The organism is Microbispora sp. NPDC004025, from assembly GCF_053604425.1.
In genome coordinates this window covers 353,789-377,441 of sequence record NZ_JBSGHN010000006.1, presented here as the reverse complement: position 1 = coordinate 377,441, position 23,653 = coordinate 353,789, and the positions used below count along the sequence as shown (strand labels likewise).

Annotated in this window: 19 protein-coding genes; 6 read left to right on the top strand and 13 right to left on the bottom strand. The window is 72.3% G+C overall.

From position 1 onward, the window contains the following. Positions 1–1,100: pectate lyase family protein (locus tag ACWEQG_RS19160; RefSeq protein ID WP_452286312.1), on the top strand; the 1,100-nt coding region annotated here is incomplete at its 5' end. 183 nt (positions 1,101–1,283) lie between these two features. Here the strand turns inward: ACWEQG_RS19160 and ACWEQG_RS19155 are convergent. After that, positions 1,284–1,664, bottom strand: coding sequence for a DUF779 domain-containing protein (locus ACWEQG_RS19155; protein WP_452286310.1), 381 nt, complete (start codon positions 1,662–1,664; stop codon positions 1,284–1,286). After that, the gene (gene adh / locus ACWEQG_RS19150; protein WP_452286308.1) at positions 1,664–3,187 is read right to left on the bottom strand and encodes an aldehyde dehydrogenase; all 1,524 of its coding nucleotides are present in this window, start codon (positions 3,185–3,187) and stop codon (positions 1,664–1,666) included. The genes ACWEQG_RS19155 and adh overlap by 1 nt, the downstream gene beginning before the upstream one ends. Before the next feature lie 169 nt (positions 3,188–3,356). Here adh and ACWEQG_RS19145 point away from each other — a divergent pair, with 169 nt between their 5' ends. Further along, positions 3,357–4,622, top strand: coding sequence for a serine hydrolase domain-containing protein (locus ACWEQG_RS19145; protein WP_452286306.1), 1,266 nt, complete (start codon positions 3,357–3,359; stop codon positions 4,620–4,622). A 2-nt stretch (positions 4,623–4,624) separates the two neighbouring features. Then, complete coding sequence (locus ACWEQG_RS19140; protein WP_452286304.1) at positions 4,625–5,782, top strand: NAD(P)/FAD-dependent oxidoreductase; 1,158 nt, start codon at positions 4,625–4,627, stop codon at positions 5,780–5,782. A 22-nt stretch (positions 5,783–5,804) separates the two neighbouring features. Here the strand turns inward: ACWEQG_RS19140 and ACWEQG_RS19135 are convergent, their stop codons facing one another. From ACWEQG_RS19135 to ACWEQG_RS19115, 5 genes are all read right to left on the bottom strand, one after another. Further along, positions 5,805–7,067 (bottom strand): GAF domain-containing protein, encoded by a 1,263-nt coding sequence (locus ACWEQG_RS19135; protein ID WP_452286301.1) that lies wholly within the window; start codon positions 7,065–7,067, stop codon positions 5,805–5,807. A gap of 67 nt (positions 7,068–7,134) precedes the next feature. Next, on the bottom strand, positions 7,135–7,959 hold the full coding sequence (locus ACWEQG_RS19130; RefSeq protein ID WP_452286299.1) for an SDR family oxidoreductase: 825 nt from the start codon (positions 7,957–7,959) through the stop codon (positions 7,135–7,137). A 28-nt stretch (positions 7,960–7,987) separates the two neighbouring features. After that, on the bottom strand, positions 7,988–9,271 hold the full coding sequence (locus tag ACWEQG_RS19125) for a glycosyltransferase (RefSeq protein ID WP_363465192.1): 1,284 nt from the start codon (positions 9,269–9,271) through the stop codon (positions 7,988–7,990). Positions 9,272–9,276: 5 nt separating this feature from the next. Continuing rightward, positions 9,277–11,337, bottom strand: coding sequence for an HAD-IIIC family phosphatase (locus ACWEQG_RS19120; RefSeq protein ID WP_452286297.1), 2,061 nt, complete (start codon positions 11,335–11,337; stop codon positions 9,277–9,279). 25 nt (positions 11,338–11,362) lie between these two features. Beyond that, a complete protein-coding gene (locus tag ACWEQG_RS19115) occupies positions 11,363–12,289 on the bottom strand; it encodes a TauD/TfdA family dioxygenase (protein ID WP_452286295.1) in 927 nt (308 codons plus the stop codon). A 623-nt stretch (positions 12,290–12,912) separates the two neighbouring features. Here ACWEQG_RS19115 and ACWEQG_RS19110 point away from each other — a divergent pair. Both ACWEQG_RS19110 and ACWEQG_RS19105 read left to right on the top strand, forming a co-directional pair. Continuing rightward, positions 12,913–18,297, top strand: a complete 5,385-nt coding sequence (locus tag ACWEQG_RS19110) for a non-ribosomal peptide synthetase/MFS transporter (RefSeq protein ID WP_452286292.1) — start codon at positions 12,913–12,915, stop codon at positions 18,295–18,297. Positions 18,298–18,338: 41 nt separating this feature from the next. Further along, positions 18,339–18,650 carry a hypothetical protein gene (locus tag ACWEQG_RS19105; protein ID WP_363465181.1) on the top strand — a complete coding sequence of 104 codons (312 nt, stop codon included), beginning with the start codon at positions 18,339–18,341 and terminating at the stop codon, positions 18,648–18,650. Positions 18,651–18,666: 16 nt separating this feature from the next. On the opposite strand, the gene ACWEQG_RS19100 is transcribed toward ACWEQG_RS19105, so the two are convergent. Genes ACWEQG_RS19100 through ACWEQG_RS19085 form a run of 4 tightly spaced genes read right to left on the bottom strand, consistent with a single transcriptional unit; the run spans position 18,667 to position 21,146 of the window. Beyond that, positions 18,667–18,942: a HesB/IscA family protein gene (locus ACWEQG_RS19100; RefSeq protein ID WP_452286290.1), complete on the bottom strand. Its 276-nt coding sequence runs from the start codon at positions 18,940–18,942 to the stop codon at positions 18,667–18,669. Between the two features lie 32 nt (positions 18,943–18,974). Continuing rightward, on the bottom strand, positions 18,975–19,340 hold the full coding sequence (locus tag ACWEQG_RS19095; RefSeq protein WP_452286288.1) for a hypothetical protein: 366 nt from the start codon (positions 19,338–19,340) through the stop codon (positions 18,975–18,977). Between the two features lie 40 nt (positions 19,341–19,380). Continuing rightward, positions 19,381–20,121 (bottom strand): class I SAM-dependent methyltransferase, encoded by a 741-nt coding sequence (locus tag ACWEQG_RS19090; RefSeq protein ID WP_452286286.1) that lies wholly within the window; start codon positions 20,119–20,121, stop codon positions 19,381–19,383. A 35-nt stretch (positions 20,122–20,156) separates the two neighbouring features. Further along, positions 20,157–21,146 (bottom strand): DUF2332 domain-containing protein, encoded by a 990-nt coding sequence (locus ACWEQG_RS19085; RefSeq protein ID WP_452286284.1) that lies wholly within the window; start codon positions 21,144–21,146, stop codon positions 20,157–20,159. 219 nt (positions 21,147–21,365) lie between these two features. Here ACWEQG_RS19085 and ACWEQG_RS19080 point away from each other — a divergent pair, with 219 nt between their 5' ends. Next, the gene (locus ACWEQG_RS19080; protein WP_452286282.1) at positions 21,366–21,503 is read left to right on the top strand and encodes a hypothetical protein; all 138 of its coding nucleotides are present in this window, start codon (positions 21,366–21,368) and stop codon (positions 21,501–21,503) included. 26 nt (positions 21,504–21,529) lie between these two features. Here ACWEQG_RS19080 and ACWEQG_RS19075 read toward each other — a convergent pair whose 3' ends face one another. Both ACWEQG_RS19075 and ACWEQG_RS19070 read right to left on the bottom strand, forming a co-directional pair. After that, positions 21,530–22,042 carry a GNAT family N-acetyltransferase gene (locus tag ACWEQG_RS19075; protein WP_452286280.1) on the bottom strand — a complete coding sequence of 171 codons (513 nt, stop codon included), beginning with the start codon at positions 22,040–22,042 and terminating at the stop codon, positions 21,530–21,532. Positions 22,043–22,464: 422 nt separating this feature from the next. Then, positions 22,465–23,559, bottom strand: a complete 1,095-nt coding sequence (locus ACWEQG_RS19070) for a LacI family DNA-binding transcriptional regulator (RefSeq protein WP_452286278.1) — start codon at positions 23,557–23,559, stop codon at positions 22,465–22,467. Between the last annotated feature and the right edge of the window lie 94 nt (positions 23,560–23,653).

Sequence of the window (23,653 nt, the reverse complement as noted above, 5' to 3'; positions counted from 1 at the left end):
AATGCCTGAACACCAAGGACAACTCCACCTCCTCGGGCGCGCTGGTACAGCAGAACTCCTGCGACTCGGCGGCCACCAAGCAGTGGACCCTCCAGCCGGCCGGGTCCACCCCCTCGCAGACGCCCACGACCACGCCGACCAAGAGCCCGACGGCTACGCCGACCGCCACGCCCACGGGCGGCCCGACCACCCCGCCCACCACCGGACTCGTGGGCTGGGCGACGCAGGGCGGCGGCACGAGCGGCGGCGCGGGCGGCGCCACGACGACGGTCACCTCCCTGACCGCGCTCACCGCCGCCGTGAAGGGCGACGCCGCGAAGATCGTCCAGGTGAACGGCAACTTCACCTGCTCGGAGGACGTGCGGGTGGGCGGCAACACCACCATCGTCGGCGTCGGCGCCGACTCCGGGCTGACCGGCTGCGGCCTGAACATCCGTGACGTCGACAACGTGATCGTGCGCAACATGAAGATCTCGAAGGTCCGGGCCGGCAACGGCAACGGCGACGCGATCCACCTCGACAACGCCAAGCGCGTGTGGCTCGACCACAACGACCTGTCGAGCGACACCAGCCACGGCACGGACTACTACGACGGCCTGCTGGACGTCACGCACGGCTCCGACTACGTCACCGTCTCCTGGAACAAGCTCCACGACCACGTCAAGTGCTCGCTCGTCGGCCACAGCGACAACAACAGCTCCGAGGACACCGGGCACCTGCGCGTGACGTACCACCACAACGCGTTCCAGACCTGCGCACAGCGCAACCCCCGGGTGCGCTTCGGCAACCCGGTCCACGTGTTCAACAACTACTACTACAAGGACTCGTCCTACACCGACTACAGCTACGGCATCGCCTCCACCTGCGGCGCCGGGGTGCTCGTCGAGGGCAACTACTTCGAGAACGTCGCCGAGCCCACCCACACCTCCGAAGGCTCGTCGCCCGGCGGGTCGATCGTCGCCCGCGACAACTACTTCGTGAACTCGGGCACGCCGCAGACCTCCGGCAGCGTCGCCTCCATTCCGTACTCGTACACGGTGGACAACCCCAGCGGGGTCAAGGCGAACGTCCTCGCCAACGCGGGCACCGGCAAGATCTGAGTTCCCGGCGCACAGGTACCGGCACGTCCCTGTGAAGTCCCGGAGGCCGCGGCACCCCCGCCGCGGCCTCCACCGCGTCTCATCCTGTACTTGATAAGTCTCGCCGAGAGCTAATTGAACTTATCAAGTTGCCACTCAGCGCGAGGGAGGAACTGCGAAGCTTCAGGCGATGCGGATCGATCGTCAGCTGTCGAGGGCGGCGCGTTCGGCGTCGGTGAGCAGGCGGGAGCGGATCAGGAAACGGACTCCCTCGGGCGCCTCCAGGGAGAAGCCGCTACCACGGCCCGGTACGACGTCCACGGTGAGATGGGTGTGCCGCCAGCGCTCGAACTGGCTCGCCGACATCCAGAACGTGACCGGCTCGTTCACGCCCTCCACGGTCAGCGAGGCGAGCAGCACGTCCGAGGAGCCGGTGCGGAACTCGCCTTCCAGGTAGCACATCGGGGCGCTGCCGTCGCAGCAGCCGCCGGACTGGTGGAACATCAGCGGGCCGTGGTCCGCCCGCAGCCGCCGGATGAGATCGGCGGCCGCGGGGGTGAGGTCCACGCGGGACACCTCGGGCATCAGAAGAAGCCGAGCTTCGAGGGGGAGTAGCTGACCAGCAGGTTCTTGGTCTGCTGGTAGTGGTCGAGCATCATCTTGTGCGTCTCCCTGCCGATGCCCGACTGCTTGTAGCCGCCGAAGGCGGCGTGGGCGGGATAGGCGTGGTAGCAGTTCGTCCAGACCCGCCCGGCCTGGATGGCGCGGCCCGCCCGGTACGCCTTGTTGACGTCCCGGGTCCACACGCCCGCCCCCAGGCCGTACAACGTGTCGTTGGCGATCTTGATGGCGTCGTCGAAGTCGGTGAACGAGGTCACCGAGACGACCGGCCCGAAGATCTCCTCCTGGAACACCCGCATGTGGTTGGCGCCCTCGAAGATCGTCGGCTCGACGTAGTAGCCGCCCGACAGCTCGCCGCCGAGATCGGCGCGGTGCCCGCCGGTGAGCACCTTGGCGCCCTCCTGCCGTCCGATGTCGAGGTACGACAGGATCTTCTCCAGCTGGTCGTTGGACGCCTGGGCGCCGACCATCGTGGCCAGGTCCAGCGGGTGGCCGCGGACGATCTTCTCGGTCCGTTCGACCGCGGCCTCCAGGAACCGCCGGTAGTGGCCCTGCTGGACGAGCGCCCGGGAGGGACAGGTGCACACCTCTCCTTGGTTGAGGGCGAACATCGTGAAGCCCTCCAGCGCCTTGTCGAAGAACTCGTCGTCGGCGGAGGACACGTCGTCGAAGAAGATGTTGGGGCTCTTGCCGCCGAGCTCCAGCGTGACCGGCTTGATGTTCTCGCTGGCGTACTGCATGATCAGCCGCCCGGTGGTGGTCTCCCCGGTGAAGGCCACCTTCGCGACCCGCGCGCTGGAGGCCAGCGGCTTGCCGGCCTCGACGCCGAACCCGTTGACGATGTTGAGGACGCCCGGCGGGAGGAGATCGGCCACCAGGCTCATCCAGTAGTGGATCGACGCCGGGGTCTGCTCGGCCGGCTTCAGGACCACGGCGTTGCCGGCGGCCAGCGCCGGCGCGAGCTTCCAGGTGGCCATCAGGATCGGGAAGTTCCACGGGATGATCTGGGCGACGACGCCGAGCGGCTCCTGGAAGTGGTAGGCGACGGTGTCCGCGTCGATCTCCGACAGGCTGCCCTCCTGGGCCCTGATCGCCCCGGCGAAGTAACGGAAGTGGTCGATCGCCAGCGGGATGTCCGCGGCCAGCGTCTCCCTGATCGGCTTGCCGTTCTCCCAGGTCTCCGCGACGGCGAGCCGCTCCAGGTTCTGCTCCATGCGGTCGGCGATCCGGTTGAGGATGTTCGCCCGCTCGGACGCCGGCGTACGGCCCCAGGCGGGTGCGGCGCCGTGTGCGGCGTCCAGGGCGCGCTCGACGTCCTCGGCGGTGCCCCGCGCGATCTCCGTGAACGTCTGGCCGTTGACCGGGGTGGGGTTCTCGAAGTACCGCCTTCGCTGCGGCGCGACGTACTCGCCGCCGATCCAGTGGTCGTAACGCTGCTCGTACGCCATGAGGGCGTCCGGCTGTCCCGGCGCGGCGTAACGGGTCATGAGAGAGACCTCCCGGACAGGGTGTGGGACTGACGCCCCGGACGTTAGTCGCGGGCACGTTGCCGAGACGTTGCGGCCGTGTTCCGGGCGTCGTTCCGAACTCAGCCTCCGATCCGTGCGGTCAGGAATGCGGTCATGAGTGGTCAAATCTCCTCTAAGATCACGCGTCATGATTCCGGAAACGTTTTCCGTCTCCCGCAGGGACGCCCTGCGCCTGCTGGCGGGCGGCACCGCGGCGGGGCTCGCCGCCGGGCTGCCCGCGTCTCCGGCGAGCGCGGCGGCCCGCGCGTGGAGCGTCACCGGCCGCAGCGCGACGTCGTTGAAGCCCTTCGACGACGCGCTGAAGCGCTTCATGCAGGCACGGACGATCCCGCACGCGTCCCTTGCCGTGGTCCGCAAGGGCAAGCTGATGCTCGCCCGGGGCTACAACTGGACGGCGGACACCTCGTTCGCGGCCGGGCCCACGTCGCTGTTCCGCGTCGCGAGCCTGAGCAAGCCGGTCACCGCCGCCGCGGTGCTGAAGCTGGCGCAGGACGGCAAGCTCAGCCTCACGGCCAAGGTCGCGCCGCTGCTCGGGCTGAGCACGACCGCCGACCCGCGCCTCGCCTCCGTCACCGTGACCCACCTGCTGCAGCATCTGGGCGGCTGGGACCTCGACGTGTCGGGCGACCCGATGTTCGGCGACAGGGCCGTCGCGGCCGCGCTCGGCGTCCCGCTGCCCGTCACCCAGGCGCACATCATCGAATACACCACCCGCCGCAAGCTCGACCATGCCCCCGGAACGACGTACGCGTACTCGAACTACGGATACCTCCTCCTGCAGAAGATCATCGAGAAGGTGAGCGGGGTCTCGTACGCGAGCTACGTCCAGAGCACGATCCTGACGCCGCTCAAGATCAAACGGATGGTGCTCGGCAGAACGGCGAAGAGTCTCCGCAAAGCGGGCGAGGCGCCGTACTTCTCGCAGTACACCGGCAAGAGTGTGATCGACACCTCGAACTCCGTGATGCCATTCCCGTACGGCGGGTTCAACCTCGAGAACATGGCCGCGCACGGCGGCTGGCTCGCCACGGCCGTCGACCTGGCCAAGTTCGCCACCCTCTTCGACGCGGCGGGCGTGCTGACCTCGGCGTCGATCTCTAAGGCGTTCGCCAAGCCGTCGATCGGCGTCAACTCCGACGGCTGGTACTACGGCCTCGGCTGGCAGGTGCGCCCGGTCACCGGCGGCCGCAACACCTGGCACACGGGATCGCTGGCCGGCACATCCACGCTCATGGTCCGGCGCTACGACGGGCTGAGCTGGGTGGTGCTGTTCGACCAGCGTGACGACGCCTCGGGGCTGAGCTACGGGGACATCGACGCCCAACTGCACACCGCCGCGAACTCCGTGAAGTCGTGGCCCACCACCAACCTCTTCGCCACGTACGGTCTGTGAGTGTGGACGACGTCTGGGACCTCGTGGTGGTCGGCGCCGGGCCGGCGGGCTCGGCCGCCGCGCTGCGGGCCAGGCAGCTCGACCCCGGCTGCCGGGTGCTGCTGCTCGACCGGGCGGCCTTCCCGCGTGACAAGGCCTGCGGCGACGGCATCGCGGCGCACGCACGGCAGGAGCTCGCGCTGCTCGGGCTGCCCGATGTGCTCGACGACCACCGGCCGACGCCGCGCCTGTCGGTGACGTCGCCCGGCGGAGCCCAGGTCTCGGCCGTCGTCGCACGGCCCAACCACGTGGTGCCCCGCCGGGTCTTCGACGCCCGGCTGGTCGAGGCGGCGCGGGCGCGCGGCGTGGAGGTGCGCCGCCACCGGGTCCGTACGCTGACCGCCCTCGGCGAGCACGTCGTGCTCGACGGCCACCTGGTCGCCCGGGCGGTCGTCGCCGCCGACGGCGCCAACTCGGCCGTACGGCGGCTGATCGGCGTCCCGCCGAGCCCGGATCGGCACACCGCCATCGCGGTGCGCGGCTACGCCGACGTGCCGCCGGACGACGACGTCCAGGTCATCGTCATGCAGAGCGAGGCGTGGCCGGCCTACGCCTGGTCGTTCCCGGTGGGCGACGGCACGGCCAACGTCGGCTACGGCCTGCTGCTGCCGGCGCTGAGTCAGACCGGGCTGCCGGGCCGCGAGGTGCTGCACGGACGGCTGGCGCGGCTGCTCCCCGCGCTGATGGAGCACCCGCCCGGACAGGTGCGCGACCTGCGCGCCCACCACCTGCCGCTGTCGAGCGGGCGGCCGGTGCCCGGGGCGGGCCGGGTGCTGCTGGCGGGCGACGCGGCGAACCTCGTCAACCCGCTGACCGGCGAGGGCATCTACTACGCGCTGCTGTCGGGACGGCTCGCCGCCGAGGCGGCGGTCGGTTCGCCGGGCGACCCGCTGCGCGCCTACCGGCGCGGTCTGCGCCGGGCCCTCGGGCGGCACCTGCGCACCACCGACGTGCTCGCCCTGGCCGCCCGCTCCCCCGGCTTCATCGACGCGGCGATCGCCGTCGCCGCCCGCCGCACCGAGGTGTTCGACCTGCTCGTGGACGTCGGGCTCGGCGCGGGCACCGTGCCGCCCCGCCTCGCGGCGGCGGTCGCGCTCCGCTGGCTGCGCGACCTCACCTGAACAGTCCTCACCTGAACAGTCCTCACCCGAACGGCAGGCCGTACTCCGCGTCGAGGTCCCGCACCCGCCGCGCGGCCCGGGCCCGGGCCGGGGACCCGGCGGGCAGCGCGGCCAGCAGCGCCTGCCAGGCGACGAGGTCGTCCCTCCCCCATGGCGCGCGCGTCCACCGTTCGAGCAGCGCGGGGTCGCGGCGGGCCACCAGCAGCTCGCGTACGCCGTCGTCCAGCAGGCGGCGCTGCCACACGACGCCGGGCGCCTCCGAGCCGGGCAGGAGCGGCCCCCGGTAGGCGCGCAGCGCGGCGTCCGCGTCGGCGGCGGCCAGGTGCTCGGCGAGCGCCTGGAAGTCGGCCCGCACGGGCACCCGTAACCGGTACGGACGGGAGTCGAGCAACGGCCCGAGCCGGTGGCGCAGCCGGGACAGCTCCGCGCGCAGCGTGACGGGGTTCAGCATGCGGTCGCCGTACAGCTCCGCGCTGAGCTGGTCGCTGCTCAGCCCCTCCGGATGGCAGGCCAGCAGGACGACGATCTCACTGTGCCGTGGTCCGAGCCTGATGCGGCGCGCCCCCTCGGTGAGGACGGCGTCGTCCCGGCCCAGCGCGGTGAGCGTCACCGCGGGTGCGAGATCCGGCGCGGGGAGAGCGGCCAGATGAGCTTGCGCGGCACTGGCCGCCGCCTGCACGAGGGCCAGGCTGTACGGGCTGGCCAGGTTGTCGCCGCCGCTGACGTCGACCGCGCCGAGCAGGCGGCCGGTGTGCGGGTCGTGGATCGGCGCGGCGGCGCAGGTCCACGGCTGCACCGGTACGGCGAAGTGCTCGGCCGCGAAGATCTGCACCGGATGCTCGACGGTGAGCGCGACGCCGGGGGCGTTGGTGCCGGCATGGGCCTCGTCCCACCGGGCCCCGGGGACGAAGTTCATCCGCTCGGCCCGCGCCCGTGCCCCGCGATGGCCCTCGACCCACAAAAGCCGCCCGGCCGCGTCGCACACCGCGAGCAGGTGCCGCCCGTCGTCGGCGATGCCGCCCAGCAGGTCGCGGAACAGCGGCAGCACCCGGGCCAGCGGGTGCGCGTCGCGGTACTCCTCCAGCTCGTCGTCGGTGAGCTCCAGCGGCGCCAGCGCGTCCGGGTCCACCGCCCGCGCCGAGCGCCGCCACGAGTCCGCCACCACCGCGCGTACGGGACCGTCGACCGCGCCGGCCGACAGGAAGCGTTCGTGAGCCCGGCGCAGCTCACCGGTGCGCTCGGCCGCGTCGGCCCCGGACTCAAGCGCGAGCCATGGATTGGTCACGGCGCCCTCACCTTCCGCGTCTTCAGGCGCCATCGTCACCCAGGCCCGGCCGCCGGGCAACACCCGGTCAGCCGGAGGACCAGATGTCCTTGTCGATGTCCCCGGCCGCCTGCGGGCCCATCAGGCCGAGCCCGCCGTCCACGAACAGCGACGCGCCGGTGACGTACGACGAGGCCGGCCCGGCCAGGAAGGCGATGACGGCGGCGACCTCGCGGGCGTCCCCGGGACGGCCCAGGGGGTAGCCGGGCCGGGTGCCGGGCTTCGGCGGCTCGTCCTCCTGGCCGGTCATCGGGGTCGCGATCTCTCCCGGCGCGATCGTGTTGACCGTGATGCCGTGCCTGGCCAGCTCCAGGGCGAACGTGCGGCTGAGCATGCGCAGGCCGCCCTTCGCCGCGCAGTACGGCCCGGCCCCGAGGCGGGGATAGTCCTCGTGGACGCTGGTCACGTTGATGATCCGCCCGCCCGCGCCGCGTTCGATCATCCGGCGCGCGGCGCGCTGCGAGCACAGGAACGGCCCGTCGAGGTCGACCGCGAGGACCGACCGCCACCGGTCGTAACCGATCTCCAGGAGCGGCTCGGCCGTGCCGGTGCCGGCGTTGTTCACCAGCACGCCGAGGCCGCCCAGCTCGTCGGCGAGCTCGTCGACGACGGCCGCCGCGGTCACCGGGTCGGTCAGGTCGTGCCGCCGCACGGCCGCGCGGCGGCCCTGCTTCACGACCTGGCCGGCCGTCTCCCGCGCGCCTTTCTCGTCCCGGTGATAGGTGACGCCGACGTCGAAGCCCTGCGCGGCGAGTGTCACCGCCGTCGCCCGCCCGATGCCCGAGTCGGCTCCGGTGACGATCGCCACTTTGTCGTAGTCGAAGCGCGAGATCGGCGCCGTCGTGTCCGCCATGCGCCCGGCGTACCCGGAAGATCCCCCTCTACACGCTCCGCCGGGCGCGGGCCAGGACGGCCAGACGTTCCCGTTGCCGGGGGGTGAGCCGCGCCAGCCGCTCACGCGGATCCGGCCGCTTCATGATCGCGTCGGTGCCGATCAGCGCCTCCGCGTGATCGGCCGCGAGCCGCACGGCGTCCTGCGACGCGGCGTCCGCCGCGAGCGGCGCGATCCGCTCCCGGTATCCGTCGTCGGCAGCGGAGTCCAACGCCCGCGCCAGCAGCCGGGCCGTCCGCTCCTCGTCCCAGCGGGACACGGGAAGCCACCGCGCGACGCCCGCGCGGTCGAGCCGCTCGGCGTTGTCCGGCCGGTCCACGCCGTGCGCCAGCAGCACCTGCGGGGTCGACGCCGACAGCGCCCGGGCGAGCGTGCCGATCCCCCCGTGATGGACGACCGCGGCGACCCGCGGCATGAACGAGGCGAACGGCGCCGAGGGCACCCACTCGATCCCGTCGGGCAGCGACTCCGGCTGGAACGCCGGATGCCGGTTCACCAGCAGGGCCCGCCTCCCGATCCGCCGGCACGCCCGCGCCGCGACGTCGTAGAACCGGTCGTGCAGCACCTGCCCGGTGCCCCCGGTGATCAGCACGGGCGGCTCGGTCCAGTCCGGGACCGGCCCCTCCGCCGTGTCGCCGAGCACGAACCCGCAGCGGACGACGCCCTCCGGCGCCGGCTGGCCCGCGGCGTCGAACCATTCCGGCCACAGCGCCAGCTGGGTCCGGGCGCTCGTCAGATAGGCGGCCCAGTCGCGGACGGGACGCAGGCCGAACGACTGGAAGACCTCGTCGTACCCCTGCCCGAGCACGCGCCGGAAAAGGTTCCCGAGCACCGGCAACGAGACGTACTGATGGGGTGTGACGGACACCAGCGCCACCGGGACCCCGCGGAGCTCGGCGGCCATCAGCCCGGCGATGCCCGAGGTGTGCCGGGCGACCACCACGGTGTCGCCCGGCCGGTAGTGCGCCTCGATCATGCGGACCTCGTCGGCGAGCAGCTCGAACAGGCCGTTGCGCCGGTAGAGCGCGAGCACGCCTTCGGGGTCCTTCAGGGGATCGAGCATGTACCGCCGGGCGTCGTCCAGGTGCCGGTCGTAGCCCTCCGCCGTGTCGATGGGCAGGTGCCGCAGGCCCGCGGCGGCGATCCGGTCGGCGAACCAGGAGTGCGTCATGACGATGACGTCGTGGCCGCGCTCGGCCAGCTCGCGCCCGATCCGTACGAACGGGAGCACGTCGCCGTTGGTGCCGTGGGTGCTCAGCAGCATCGTCGCCATGCGGATCAGCCGTTCCCGGAGTCGAGCAGGGCGTCGATCTCCTCATCCGACAGGCCCGCGAGCTCGTCGAGCAGTCCGGCCAGCTCCTCGTCGTCGGTGTCGGCGAGCTGCCGCTCCTCGATCACCTTGGCGACCTCGGCGACGGTGAACGAGGTGGTGTAGAGCGTGTCGAAGGGAAGCTCGACGCCGAACTCGGCGCGGACCCGCGCCATGAACTGCACCAGCCGCAGCGAGTGGCCGCCCAGCTCGAAGAAGCCGTCGTCCACCGAGGCCGGCGCCGTGTCGAGCAGCTCGGCCCACAACCGCATGACGGTCGCCTCGACGGGGCTCGCCCCGGCCACCTCCGTGACGGGGCGGGCGGCCCGCATGGCGTCGAGGATCGCGTCGGCGCCGGTCAGCCGGGTCGCGATCCGTTCGACGGCCGCCCAGCCGGCGGGAACGGCCGGTTCGACGGTCCTGACGGGCCCCGCTGCCCTCTCCTCAGCAGGGCCCGGCGTGTGGACGACGGCCGCCGCGTCGCCCGCGTCGAGGACGTACCAGGCCGTTCCCTCGCCGTCCGGCTCCACCGTCGCCGGCAGGGCGGCGAGGAAGTCCCCGGCCGGCCGGTTGCGCTCGGTGGCCCGGAAGGCCAGGGCCACCCGGGCCAGCCCGCGCTCCCGCGCGAGCGCCCCCAGATGCGCGAGCATGCGGTGCTCCACCCCGCGGCCGAGCGCGCGGCAGCTCAGCAGGAACGCGCCGATGCGCAGCGTGTCCCCCTCCGTCCGCACGTCGGTGAGGCCGACGACGCCGTAGTCGCCGAAGCGGTCCCGCACGTCCACGACGAACCTCTCCTCGCCGTCCAGGCGGCGCGTCCCCGAGAGGTTGAACTGGTTGGTCCGCTCGGCGAGCTGCGCGGCCCGGGCCTCGTGCTCGGGACCGGCCGGGGTGATGGTCACCCGCAGGTCGAGCGTGGCGAAGAAGTCGGCGAGGGACATCTCGCCCCTGGCCTGGTCGCGCCGCCGTTCCTCCTGGTAGCGCCGGGTGCGCTCGCGGTCGGCCGCGGTCACCGACGTCACGTCGAGCGGCCAGCAGTGCCGCAGGAAGGCCGCGGCCCCGGCGGCGTCGGCCGGAAGCCGGAGCGTCAGCACCTCGGGGCAGCCGGCCCGGACCTCGGCGCACTCGACCGGGCTGTCGTCGAGGAAGACGAAGGAGTCGAGCCCGAGGTCGAGCTCGGCGGCGAGCGAGCGCAGCGCGTCCGACTTGGCCTCCCAGCCGACGCGCATCGCGGTGATGTCGTCCAGGCCGACCGGCAGCTCCGGATGCCGGGCGAACACCTCGCGGACGTCCTTCTCCTCGTTCTTGCTGCACAGGCACAGCAGCCTGCCCGCGGCGACCTGGCGGGCCAGCTCCCGCCAGATCTCCAGCCGCTGCGGCCCGATGACCACGCCGTCGGGGCCGTCCTCGCCGACCACGCCGTCCCAGAGCGTGCCGTCGCAGTCCGCGACGACGACCTTGGGACGCGGGGTGGTCAGGGCGTGCAGGCGGCGGGCGACCGCGGCGGCCAGCGCGGCGAAGTAGCGGTCGGTGTAGGGGACGTTGCCGGTCCGGTCGGCGAACGCGTCGTGGACGTCCTCCGGCTCCGGCTCGTACGGCTCGGCGGAGGTGAGCACGGACACGGCCCGGTCGCCCTCGAACTCCCGGGCCAGCCCGGCCGCGAAGCGCGCGTGGGTCTCGGGCGAGCCGTGCCCGGGCGAGGGAGGGCAGACGACGAGCACGTGGGGCGCGCCGGACGCGCGCGCCGAGGCCCGCAGCGCGGCGGCGAGGTCGGTGGCCACGGCATCCAGTTCGCCGGTCCCGTCCGGGTCACGGTGCAGATCTTCCGCGCGGACGAGGACGACCACGGCGCCGGCCCGGCCGAGCACGCTGCCCGGGTCGAGGAGCGAGGGGAAGACCTGGTCGTACGGAGCGAAGGCGACGTCCCCCTCGGCGTCCCCCCCGCCGTCGAGTTCGGCGAGCCAGAACCGCAGGGCGTCCCCGAGCGGCTCGGCGGTGAAGGTCGCGGCGACCCCCAGCCCGATCTTGTCCACAGCGGTTTCCCTTTCGAGAGCGTGATCAGTCGGACATGGCGACGAGGATGCGGCGGGAGCCGGCGAAGGGCCTGCGGCCGTGCCCGACCAGCACGTTGTCGATCAGCAGCAGGTCGCCCTCCCGCCAGTCGACGTCCACCGCGTTGTCCAGGCCGCGGTCGCGGGCCTGGATGACGTACTCGCCGGGGATCGGGGCGCCGTCGGGGAACGTCACCGACTGCGGCAGCTCCTCCGGCGGCATGAGCTCGGCGAGCATGGCGGCGGTCTCGTCGCCCAGCGAGGCGGGATGCCACTGGTCGGCCTGGTTGAACCACACCTCGGCACCGGTCACGGGGTGCCGGGTGGTGGCGGGCCTGACCTGCGAGACCCGCACGCCGCCGTCGGGACGCCACTGCCAGTCCGCCCCGATGCGGTCGAGGAACTCGGCCACCTCGTCGCGGTCCTCGGTCTCGAACGTCTCCTGCCAGCTCTTGCCGAGCCCACGGCCGGCGTGCAGGTTCTGGGTGTAGCGCACCCCCTTGGCGAACGCCTCCCTGACCTCGTCGTCGAGCGACTCCAGCCAGCGCACGCCGTCCACGACGGGAGTCGCCCCGCCGCTCTCGGCCGCCTTCTCGCAGTAGAACAGCAGCCGGGAGGGCCAGGTGGCGGAGTACGACAGCTCGTTGTGCATGGAGATCGTGTACTCGGGCGGGTACTCGGTCGAGGTGTAGACGTTGCCGCCCACCTTGGTGCGGGGCGAGTTGCCGTGGACGTACGCCAGCCGGTTGGGCAGCAACATGTCCATGACGGCGTCGAGGGTCTCGGGTGTGACGCCGAACCCCCGGAATACGAGCGCCTTCTCGCGGACCAGCAGGTCGCCCACGTCCGTTTCGCGCAGCCGTTCCACCAGCCCCTCGGGCGTGGCGGCGTAGCCGTCGGGGGTTATTTCCAGGGGCTTCCAGAAGTCGTCCATGCGTCCTCCTTCTGCACGGGATCCGGCCGCGGCCGAGCACGGGGAAAAGTCGAATTAAGGAGGCAGGCGGGCCCTCGAATAGGCGGCGCCCCTGCGGCAATAGATTCCGGCGGCCAACATAGAACCCGAGTCGGGTTACGCGCAAGAAACATGTTTAATCCCGTCCCCTCGACGCCTGAAGTCAAATTATTCGACACGATCATGTGTCCGCCGGCAATGCCGACGAGCGCTCATGTTTCGCTGCCCGCAATCGATGACGGAAGGTCGATTTCCCCTTACTCTTCGCGCCTGATCGCAGGTCGAAGTGAGGCTTGCGTTACCAGACTCGCATCCCGTATCGTGAAATAATCCTCTTCGTGGGAGCGCTCCCACGCGTCTCGGCCCGAACGCGGCGAGATACGCGGCGAGGTCCTGCGAAATCGACGATCAAAGCGTTTTCTGGTTCAACCACTTTTCTGCGTGGTCAGCTGGTCCTGCGCATTTCTGCGCAGAGAGGAGAACGCTCGGTGACGATATCGCCGACGACTGACAACGAGCATCTAATAGCGTCGCTTTCCCCACGCAGGCAGGAGGCGCTGCGCCGGCTGCTCGCCGCCAGGGCCGCCAGGGCCGCCGCCGCGAGCGTGATCGCCCCCCGCGGAGAGGGACCTGCCCCCTGCTCCTACGAGCAGACCCAGATGTGGCTCGGCGCCCGCTTCGCGGAGGGCGCCCCGGCGCCGAACGCCACCATCGGCCTGCGGCTGACCGGCCCGCTCGACGTCCGGGCCCTGACCGTCGCCCTGGACAGCCTGGTCGAACGCCACGAGATCCTGCGTACGGTCTACGAGGGCGACGGACACGAGCCCCGTCAGATCGTCCTCGACCCCGGGCCGGCGCCGCTCGACGTCGTCGACCTGCGGGACCTGCCGGAGGACGAGCGGGAGGGCCGGGCCCGGGAGATCACGAGCCGGGCCGCCGTCGAGCGCTTCGACCTGGAGACCGGGCCGGTCCACCGTACGACGCTGGTCCGGCTGGGCGACGAGGACCACGTGCTGATGTTCGTCTGCCACCACATCGCGTGCGACGGGTGGTCGGTCGGCATCATCGTGGACGAGCTGACCAGCGTGTACGCGTCGGTCCACGAGGGCCGTCCCGCCGGAGTGGTCCCGCCCCCGCTCCAGTACGCCGACTACGCGGCCTGGTCACGCCGTGAGCTGAGCGGCGAGCAGCGCGAGCGGCGCCTGGCGTACTGGCGCGACCGGCTGGACGGCGCGAGCGCCCTGGAGCTTCCCATCGCGCGGGACGGCCAGCCCGTCGCCGAGGGGAACCGGAGCGACTGTCATCTGTTCACGCTGCCGGACGAGGTCCTGCGGGCGCTGCGCGAGGCCGGCGGCCCCGGAACCACCCCGTTCGTGGCCCTGCTCACGGTCTTCTCGATGCTGCTGGCGCGCTACACCGGACAGGGCGACCTGACGATCGCCACGGTGGACGGCGGCCGGCGCCGGGTGGAGCTGGAGCCGGTGCTGGGCTGCTTCGTCAACGCCCTGCCGCTGCGCGCCGACCTGTCGGGCGACCCGTCGTTCCGCGAGGCCGCCGCCGGAGTGCGGCGCAGGCTCGGCGAGGCGCTCGCCAACCACCTGCCGTTCTCCGAACTGGCCGGGGCGCTGAGCGACCGGGACGCCCGCAACTTCTCGCTGTCGACCGTCGGCTTCTCGCTGCGCGTGTTCCGCGACCAGCGGGGCCGCTGGCCCGGGCTGGAGGCGTCGGTCTGGGAGCACGAGGTCGACGACTTCACCTACGACCTCGCGCTGCTGGTGCACCTGAACGGCGCGGGCGACCCCGAGCTCTACCTGACCTACCAGAAGGACCGCTTCGACGCGGACTCCATCACCCGGATGGCCGGGCACTACCGGGCGCTGGCCGAGCGGATCGCCGTCGCGCCGGACACCCCGCTGGCCGGGCTCGACCTGGTCACCGACGCCGAGCGCGACCTCGTCCTCGGGACGTGGAACGACTCGGCGCGGCCGTACCCGGACGTGGCCCTGCCCGAGCTGCTGGAGCGCCACGCGGATTCGGACGCGGTGGCGGTCTCCTTCGAGGGCCGCACGACCACCTACGCCGAGCTGCACGCCCGCGCCGACCAGGTGGCCCATCTGCTGCGCGAGCGCGGCGTCGGCCCGGAGGACACGGTGGGCGTGCTGCTCGACCGGAGCCCGGAGCTGATCGCCTGCCTGCTGGGCGTGTGGAAGGCGGGCGCGGCCTATCTGCCGATGGATCCCAAGTTTCCCGCGCAGCGCGTCCGCGACATGCTGTCGATCGCCGCGACCCCGCTGGTCCTGACCTCGGCGGGCCACGCGCACCTGTTCGACGGCGTCGAGGTCGTGGACGTGGAGAGCGGGGTGCTCGACGACCGGCCGCGCGAGCCGGCGGGCGTGCCGTACGACATCGACCGCCTGGCCTATGTGATCTTCACGTCAGGGTCCACGGGCAAGCCGAAGGGCGTGCAGGTCACCCACCGCGGGCTGGTGAACCACGTGTGGTGGGCCGTGGAGGACCTGGCCTCCCAGGGCGACGGCGGCGCCCCGCTGTTCGGCTCGGTGGCGTTCGACCTCGTCGTGCCCAACCTGTGGGCGCCGCTCGTCACCGGTCAGCGCGTCACCGTGCTGCCGCAGGACTTCGACATGGGCGAGCTGGGCGCGCTGCTGGCGGCGGGCGGGCCGTACAGCTTCATCAAGTGCACCCCCGGCCACCTGGAGGTGCTCGGTCACCAGATCGACGCCCGGCAGGCCGCCGCGCTCGCCGGGAAGATCGTCGTGGCGGGCGAGGCGCTGCCCGGTTCCATGGCCAACCGGTGGCTGGAGATGCTCGGTCCCGGCCGGTTGGTGAACGAGTACGGCCCCACCGAGGCGTCGGTCGGCACCTGTATCTATCCCGTGAGGGACGCCCAGCTCGTGGAGGTCGTGCCGATCGGCCGCCCGCTGCCCAACATGCGGATGTACGTGCTGGACGCCGACCGGAGGCTGCAGCCGGTCGGCGTGCCGGGCGAGCTGTACGTCGGCGGCGTCGGCGTGACCCGCGGCTACATGAACCGGCCGGACCTCACCGAGGAGCGGTTCCTCCCCGACCCCTTCGAGCCCGGCGGGCGGATGTACCGCACCGGCGACCGGGTGGCCTGGACCCGCGACGGCGACGTGGCCTTCCTCGGCCGGTTCGACGACCAGGTGAAGATCCGCGGCTACCGCATCGAGCTGGACGAGGTCAGGGCCGCCGTCCTCGACCACCCCGGCGTACGGGACGCGGTCGTCGCCGTGCACGCGTTCACGCCCGAGGACAAGAGGCTGGTCGCCTACTACGTGCCCGAGGCGCGGGAGCCCGCGGATCTGGCGGACCACTGCGCGGAGCGGCTGCCGGAGTACATGGTCCCGTCGGTGTTCGTGCCGCTGGAGACCATCCCGCTCAACGCCAACGGAAAGGTGGACCGCAAGGCGCTGCCCGATCCGGTCGTCCGGGTCGGCGAGGACCTGGCCGAGCCGGAGACCGAGACCGAGATCGCGGTGGCCGGGGTCTGGCGGGAGGTCCTCGGCATCGACGCGATCTCCATCGACAGCGACTTCAACGCGCTCGGCGGCCACTCGCTGCTGCTCATCCGCATGGTCGCCAAGCTCAGGCAGGTGCTGCCCGCCGGCGGCTACCAGGTGACCGTCCTCGACGCGATCGCCAACCGCACGGTGCGGGAGCTGGCCGCGCTGGTCGACGCCGCCAACGGGGCGCCGGAGGGCGCCGCCGAGGAGGGCCCGCGCGGCCTGCTCGTCGAGCTGACCCGCCCGGTGAAGACGCCCACGCTGTCGCTCGTCTGCATCCCGTACGGCGGGGCCAGCGCGATGGTCTACCAGCCGCTGGCCGACGCGCTGCCGGACGGCCACTCGCTGTTCGCGGTCGCCCTGCCCGGTCACGAGCTGGGCGTCGAGGAGAGCACGATCCCGTTCCACGAGGCCGCCCAGCGGGTCTGCGACGAGGTCATCGAGCGCGTGCGCGGCCCGGTCGCGTTGTACGGCCACTGCGTCGGCAGCGCGCTGACCGCCGAGATCGCGCGGCGGCTGGAGGCGGCCGGACGGCGCGTCGAGGCCGTCTACACGGGCGGCAGCTTCCCGTTCGCCACCCCCAGCAAGGGCCTCAACGGCCTGCTCGGCCGGATCTTCCGCAGCAAGGCGCTGGACAACGCCAACGCGCACGCCAACTGGCTGCGCGCGATGGGCGCCGACCTGCAGGACCTCGACCCCGAGCAGGTCGACCACATCATCCGCACGATGCGGGTGGACGCGCGCGCCGGTGAGGACTACTTCAGCGAGCTCGTGGAGCAGCAGAGCCCGCAGCTGCGCGCCCCGGTCATCTCGATCGTCGGCGACCGCGACGCGCTGACCGACTTCTACCAGGAGCGCTACCGCGACTGGCACTGCGTCTCCGAGACCACCGCGCTGGTCGTCATGGCCGAGGCCGGCCACTACTTCCTCCGGTACCGCACCGAGGAGCTGGCCGCGATCGTCACGACCGCCCACACCAGCGTGGACCGTCCCGAGGAATGGCACGTCCCGGCGCCCGGCGACACGGCCACCTGGTGGCGGGAGCGCGTGTCCACCGACCGGAAGGCCGACGTGGACGGGCCGCAGCCCAGTCTCGGCCGGTTCTTCACGGTGGCGACGGGTCAGATCGTCTCGATGATCGGCGCCGTGATGACCGAGTTCGCCGTGCCGATCTGGGCGTACCTGAAGAGCGGTTCGCTGGTGCAGTTCGGCCTGTTCGCCATCATCGCCCTGGTGCCCGGGCTCGTGCTCGCGCCGCTGATCGGCGCGCTCGTCGATCGGTACGACCGCAAACGGGCGATGCTGGCCGCCGACGGCATGTCCCTGGCCGTGCAGGCCGCGCTGCTCGCGCTGATGGCCGGCGACGTGCTGAGCATGCCCCTGCTGTACGGCCTGCTGGTGCTGCTGTCGATATCGGTGACCCTGCAACGGGTGGCCTGGCAGTCGGCCGGCCCGCAGCTCGCGCCCAAGGCCTACCTGCACCACGTCGGCGGCGTCGTCCAGCTCGGCAACGCCGTGGCCCAGCTCATGGTGCCGCTGTTCTCCGTCGCCGTGCTCGCGTTGATCGGCATCGAGGGCATCCTGACCGCCAACGTGGTCTGCTACGCGATCGCGTTCGGCGTGACCCTGCTGGTCCGCTTCCCGGCCACGATGGCCTGGCGGCGCCGCGAGACGGTCTCGGCCGAGATCCGCAACGGCTTCCGCTACCTGCTGCGGCGGCGGGGCCTGCGGGCCATGGCCTTCACGATGTTCATCGTGAACTTCTTCCTGTTCACCGGGTTCATCATGATCTCGCCGCTGGTGCTGTCGGTCGGCGAGCTGGCCGACACCGGGCGGGTGGCGCTGCTCGCCGGGATCGGGGCGGTCTGCGGCGGTCTGATCATCACCCTGTGGGGCGGCCCGCGCGAGCGCCGGATGTTCGGCATGCTGGCGGCCGCCGGGGTGCTCGGGATCTTCTGCGCGATCGCCGGTCTGCGCCCGTCGCTCATCCTGATCACGGTCGGCGCCTTCGGCATGTCGCTGATGATGACGATCAGCGACGGCATCTGGCTGACGATCATCCACTCGAAGGTGCCCCAGCGCTACCACGCCCGGGTCATCTCGATCAACCGGATGCTCGCGCTGTCGACGCAGCCGGTCGGCCTGGCCGTACAGGCCTGGCTGGTGGGGCTGGTCTTCGAACCGCTGATGCGGCCTGACGGCCCCCTGGCCGACACGGTCGGGAAGGTCATCGGCACGGGAGACGGCCGCGGCATCGGCCTGCTGTACATCGTGTGCGGCCTGGCCATCGCGATCACGATCACGCTGGCCCTGCGGCACCCGGCCCTGGCGAGGTTCGACCAGGAGACCCCGGACGCCGAGCCGGACGACCTGGTCGGCTTGGAGGCGCTGCGCAGCCGGCAGGAGCGGCGGCACGTCCCGCCGCAGCGGGTTCCGTCCGAGCTGTGAGGATGTGAATGGCATGCGGGCCGCCGGGTACGGCGGCCCGTATGGACGAGAAGAAGATGAACCCGAAGCAGCTCGCCGAGGAGCTGGCGACGAACGCGCAGGACGACCCGCGGTTCAAGAACCGGACGCCCGGCATCCGCGCCACGCGGCAGGGATCGGTGGAGCAGGCGGACCTCGACGCGGCCGGCATCGTCGGCGGCAAGGGGATCTCGGGCGGCGGCGCCTCCGGTGGAGGGACGCTCGGGCAGCCGCCGACCGGGCGGCTCGACGACGACCAGCTCGCCGACACGGTGGCCGGCACCGGCCTGCCGCCCGATGACGAGGAGGACGAGGAGGACGAGGGCGACCAGTGACCGCCCGGGACACGACCTAGGCCAGGCGGAAGGTCGGGCGGCCGCCGGGACCGGTCTCGGCGTCCAGGGTCTTGCCGCCGACGGCCTGCGCGACCTCCGGTTCGAGGAAGACGCGCACGTCCGCTCTCTCGATCACCTCGTCGCCCGAGAAGGGCGCGCTGACCAGCGACAGCTCCAGCGAGGCGGGCTCGCCCGGCTTGGCCGCGATGCGCAGGCCCGCCTCCTCGGGGAGATACTCCCCCACCATCAGATCGCGGATCGCCTGAACGGCGTGATCGGTGACTGTCAGCACGACGCGCCTCCCGTGTGTCTGCTCACGCGTCCTCACTCGCCCGGCTCCCGGAACCGCGGCGCGTCCGGCGGCGGGCCGGCGTTGTCCTGGGTCAGCGCACCCAGCGTGGTGTCGTCGGCGATGGCGTGCTCGGCCTCGGCCGTGTCCTCCAGCGCGGCGATCTGCTCCGGTGGCCGCGCCCTCCGCTCCGCCTCGTCCCGGTCCCGTACGGCTCCTTCGATGGCCTCCAGCATCTCCCCGCGGTCGTAGGAGCCCTCGGGGATCTCGTTCAGAAGGGCCAGGGTCTCGGCCGGCACGTGGATGTCCGCGGCGGCGGCCGAGTAGAGGTCGCGTCGCGTGACGTGGGGACGGTCGTGGAAGATCTCGTCCACGACCTGGCGCAGCCGCTCCGTGTCCACAGGGTGTCCTTACCCTCCGGTGCGCGGATCCCACGCTCCCTCACAGGTCGGCGACGAGCAGCCGGTATCCGACGTCGTACTCCTCCAGGCCGAGCAGGTCGCGGTGGCGCTCGTGCCAGCGGCCCGACTCCAGGTCGGCGGCGAGCCGGTCCAGGGCCGGCCGTACGACCGCCTGGTCGAGCTGGGCCAGCACCGACATGCCGGACCTGACCATGGGATCGAGGTAGCCCTCGGGCCTGCGCCAGTAGGCGGCGCCGAACCCGTCGGTGCAGTCGTGCGGAATGGGCACGGCCTCGACCCGCGCGCCGCCGAGCAGCCGGACGAGGTCGTCGATCGAGGCGGCGCGGGCGTCGTCCAGCGCCGCGCCCTCGGGCAGGTACTCCCTGAGGAACCAGTAGTCACGGGTGAGCTCCTGATCCCAGGTGAGGATCACCACGCGGCGCCGCGCGACCCGGCGCAACTCGGCGATCCCGGCCGCGAGGTCCGTCCAGTGATGCACGGTCAGGAGGGCCATGGCGGCGTCGGCCACGCCGTCGGCGAGAGGGAGGGCCTCGGCCCGGGCGCGCAGCACGGGAGCCGACCCCGGCGGCCGCTGGCCGATCATCACCGTGCTGGGCTCGACCGCGAGCAGGGTCGCCGGGGGTTCGTACGACCCCGTGCCCGCCCCCACGTTGACGACCGTCGCGACGTCCCCGAGCGCGGCGGCGATCCGGGCGGCCAGTCGCGGGTCGGGCCTGCGCGCGGCGCTGTAGGTCGTGCCGATCTCGTCGTAGACGGTCATGATCCTCAGTATCCGCCACGCCGTGTGGGGGCTGCTCAGGCGAGCCAGTCGAGCCACTCGCCGTGCGGCCCGGCCATCGCGAGCGGCTCCCCGTCGAGCGCGGGCAGGAACGCCAGCCGCCTGTCCGGCAGGCCGGCCGTCAGCTTCGCGGCCAGTTCGGGCAGCCGGGGCGAGCCCTCGTTGGAGATCCACCGCACCGGCAGGGTCCGCACGAGCGCCACGAAGCGGTCCCGCGCCGCGGCGTCCAGGTAGGGCATGACCGCGCTGTGGAAGACGACGACCGTCGCCCCGGCCGGCGCGGCGGCGACGAGGCCGGGCAGGACCGCCTCGGCGTCCCCGCGCACCAGGCGCGGCGGGTCCCGTCTCGCCATCCGCACCGCCCCGCGCAGCCGCGCCAGCCGGTCCTCCTGCTCCGGCCACACCAGGCACTCCAGCCAGCGCACCGCCTCGTCGTCGCGTACGTCGACCGGGTCGAGATCCAGTCCGGCCCGCCACACCACGTCGGGGAGGCGTTCGGGCACCGACACCTTCCCGTTCGTCCGGCAGGTGAGCAGGACGGGGCTGTCGGCCGGTCCGATCTCGGGCCCGTCGTCGTACCGGTAGCGGTACCGGTCCGGGTACAGGCACAGCCCCGCCGACGCGCCCACCTCCACCAGGGCCAGCGGCCGCGGCAGCGCCGCCAGCACCGGCAGCAGACTCGCGCACCGGCCCGCCTCGTTGGTCTGCGTCCGCCGGGCGAGCACCGTCTCCCGCACCTCGGCCCAGTGACTCACGGTCCACTCCCGGAACCGGCCGAACCCCTCGTACGGCCCGCCGAGGAAGCGCACGGCGGCCAGCAGCAGGTTCGGCTGTCTCTTCGGCTCCGGCAGGCCGTCGATCAGTTCGACCAGCCCGGGATCGGCGGCGATCCCGTGAGCGAGCGCCTCGTAGACCGGGCTGTGCCCCCTGACCTCCCGCTCCGCGAAGTACCTGTACCACTCCGCCGTCTCCATGCCCGCCTCCCCCAGGAACGCTCTGGGCTCCATCGAATCAGGCCGCGGCGCGCGGAGTCTTCCAGAGCCGCCGGCGCGTTCACTCCGGATCCGGCAGGCCCAGCGACGCGAGATTGGCGGGGTCGGTCACGACCGTGATGCCGGTGATCCGGCCACCGGCGACAGTGAACGAGACGACCGAGAGCGGTGCGCCGTCCTCCCCCAGGACACGAATCCGGGAAGGCCGTTGACGAGCACCACGCGGCCCCGGGTGTGACCGACGAGATCTGGGACGCCGCCGCCCACTTCGACGAGAAGCAGCTGTCCGCGATCATCCTGAACATCGCGCTGACCAACTTCTTCAACCGCATCAACCACACGATCCGGGAGCAGGCCGGCAAGACCTGGTGAGCCGGGGCGGGCGTACGCCGGAGGGCCTACGATGGGCCCCCGGGTCGTTCCCAGGTCCACAGGCGTTCGCCGTCCTCGATGCGATCGGTGGGCAGCAGGCCGATCCGCCGGGCCACCTTCGTGGAGGCGTGATGATCGGGATGGATGTGCGCCTCGATGCGGGAGACTCCTCTGCCGCGGAGCCATCCGGCCAGCGCGGTGGCGGCCTGCGTCGCGTACCCCCGGCCCTGCCACGCGGTGCCCACGACCCACGCGATCTCGGCCCGCCGCCCCTCGTCCATCACCGTCGCCTGGACGTAGCCGACCGCCCGGCCGTCGACGTCGCGGCGAATGATCCAGTTGAGCCACTCCTGCCGTCCGTCCGGGGACCGGCGGGCCTCGAGCGCCTCGTACCGGGCGCGTAGCTCGGCCAGGGTGGGCGCCGTTCCGCCGATGAAGGAGTACAGTTCCTCCCCCGCCAGCACTCCCGTCATCTCGTCCGCGTCCTCGGCCGTCAGCGGCCGGAGCGTGACAGGGCCCGCCGCGATGGTGTCGTGCATGCCCGAAGTCTTCCCGGCCGCGAGCCCGTACGCCCAGCGGTTTTCCACCCGCGGATAACCGATCGATTCCCGGCGGATCTCGAGTACATCATGGCGGGCATGAAGCACCGCAAGGGTTCCGAGCGTTCCCGCCGGAAGGCGCTGGCCGAGCTGCACGGCTCGCTGGACCGCCGCTACCGCCCGGAGGACGTCGCCGAGCTGATCCTCCAGACGCTCGCGGGACGGCTGACCGGCCGCGAGCGCGACGTCCTCGCCAGTGCCGCGCGGCACTCCTCGGAGCTTTTGCTGCTGACCGGCCCCGACCTGCACGAGTGCACGTCTCCGACCAATTCCGAGGACGAGAACAGCACGGTGACGGTCGAGGTCGACCTCGTCGACTCGTTCTCCTGCACGGCCGAGGACCTGAAGGACGTGCGGCCGGATCAGGTCGGGATCGGGGCGACGGACTCGCGTTCGACGAGGGTGACGTCCATGAACAGCGTGCCGGGCGGCGCCGGCTCCGGGTCCCGCAGGCGCCGGATCAGGCGCCGGGCCGCTTCCGCGCCCATCTCGTAGACCGGCTGCGCGATGACGCTCAGGGCCGGGGAGACCAGCACGGTCCAGTCGAGGTCGTCGAAGGCCACCACCGAGAGCCGGTCGGGCACCGCGATGCCGAGGTCGCGGATCGCGCGGTAGGCGCCGACCGTCATCAGGTTGTCCACCGTGAAGACCGCCGTGGGCGGGTTCTTCAGCGCGAGGACGCGCTTGGTCTGCTGATAGGCGGCCTCGGCGGCGTAGGTGCCGGTGCGCCGCACGAGCTCGCGGCGCACCGGCACTCCGGCGTCCCAGTGGGCCCGCAGGTAACCGAGCAGCCGGGCCTCGCTCGGGCTGAGCTCGCCCAGCGACACCTCGGCCTGCGGTGTGAGGAACCTGACCCAGTCCTGCTCCCGCGGCTGGCGCAGCTCCGCGATGATCGCGACGCGCCGGTGGCCGAGGTCGAGCAGACGCCGTACGGCCTGGTAGGCGGCCTTCATGCCGTCCACGACGACGGCGTCGGCCTCCAGGTGGTCGCTGACGCGGTCGAACAGGACCACGGGCGTGCCGCCGGTCTGCGCCTGCGCCAGATGGTCGACCTGGGTGACGTCGGCGGGCGCGCAGATGATCCCGTCCACCTGCTTGTGCAGGAGCAATTGGACCGCCTCACGCTCGCTGACGAGGTCCTCGTCGCTGTTGGTGACGAGGGTGCTGAAGCCGTGCTCGTGCGCGACGTCGGAGATCCCCCGCAGCGCGCGGGCGAAGAAGGGACTCTCGATGTCGGCGCACACCACTCCGATGGTGTCGGTCCGGCCCGTGCGGACGCTGGCGGCGAGGCGGTTGGCGCGGTAGTTGAGCTGCCGCGCCGCCTCCGCCACCCGCCGCCGTACGTCCTCGCTGACGCTTCCGTAACCCCCCAGCGCGCGCCCAGCGGCTGCCGTGGAGACGCCGGCCAGCGCCGCCACGTCCGGGAGCGTCGCCCGGCGCGGCCTGGATGCGGTCACGGATCCTCCCTTTCCCGGTATCGGTCGCCGCCGGCGGGGTCCCGGCCGTCATCGCGTTCGCGGGTACGCCCGGGAGGCGCCGGCGGCTCGCCCA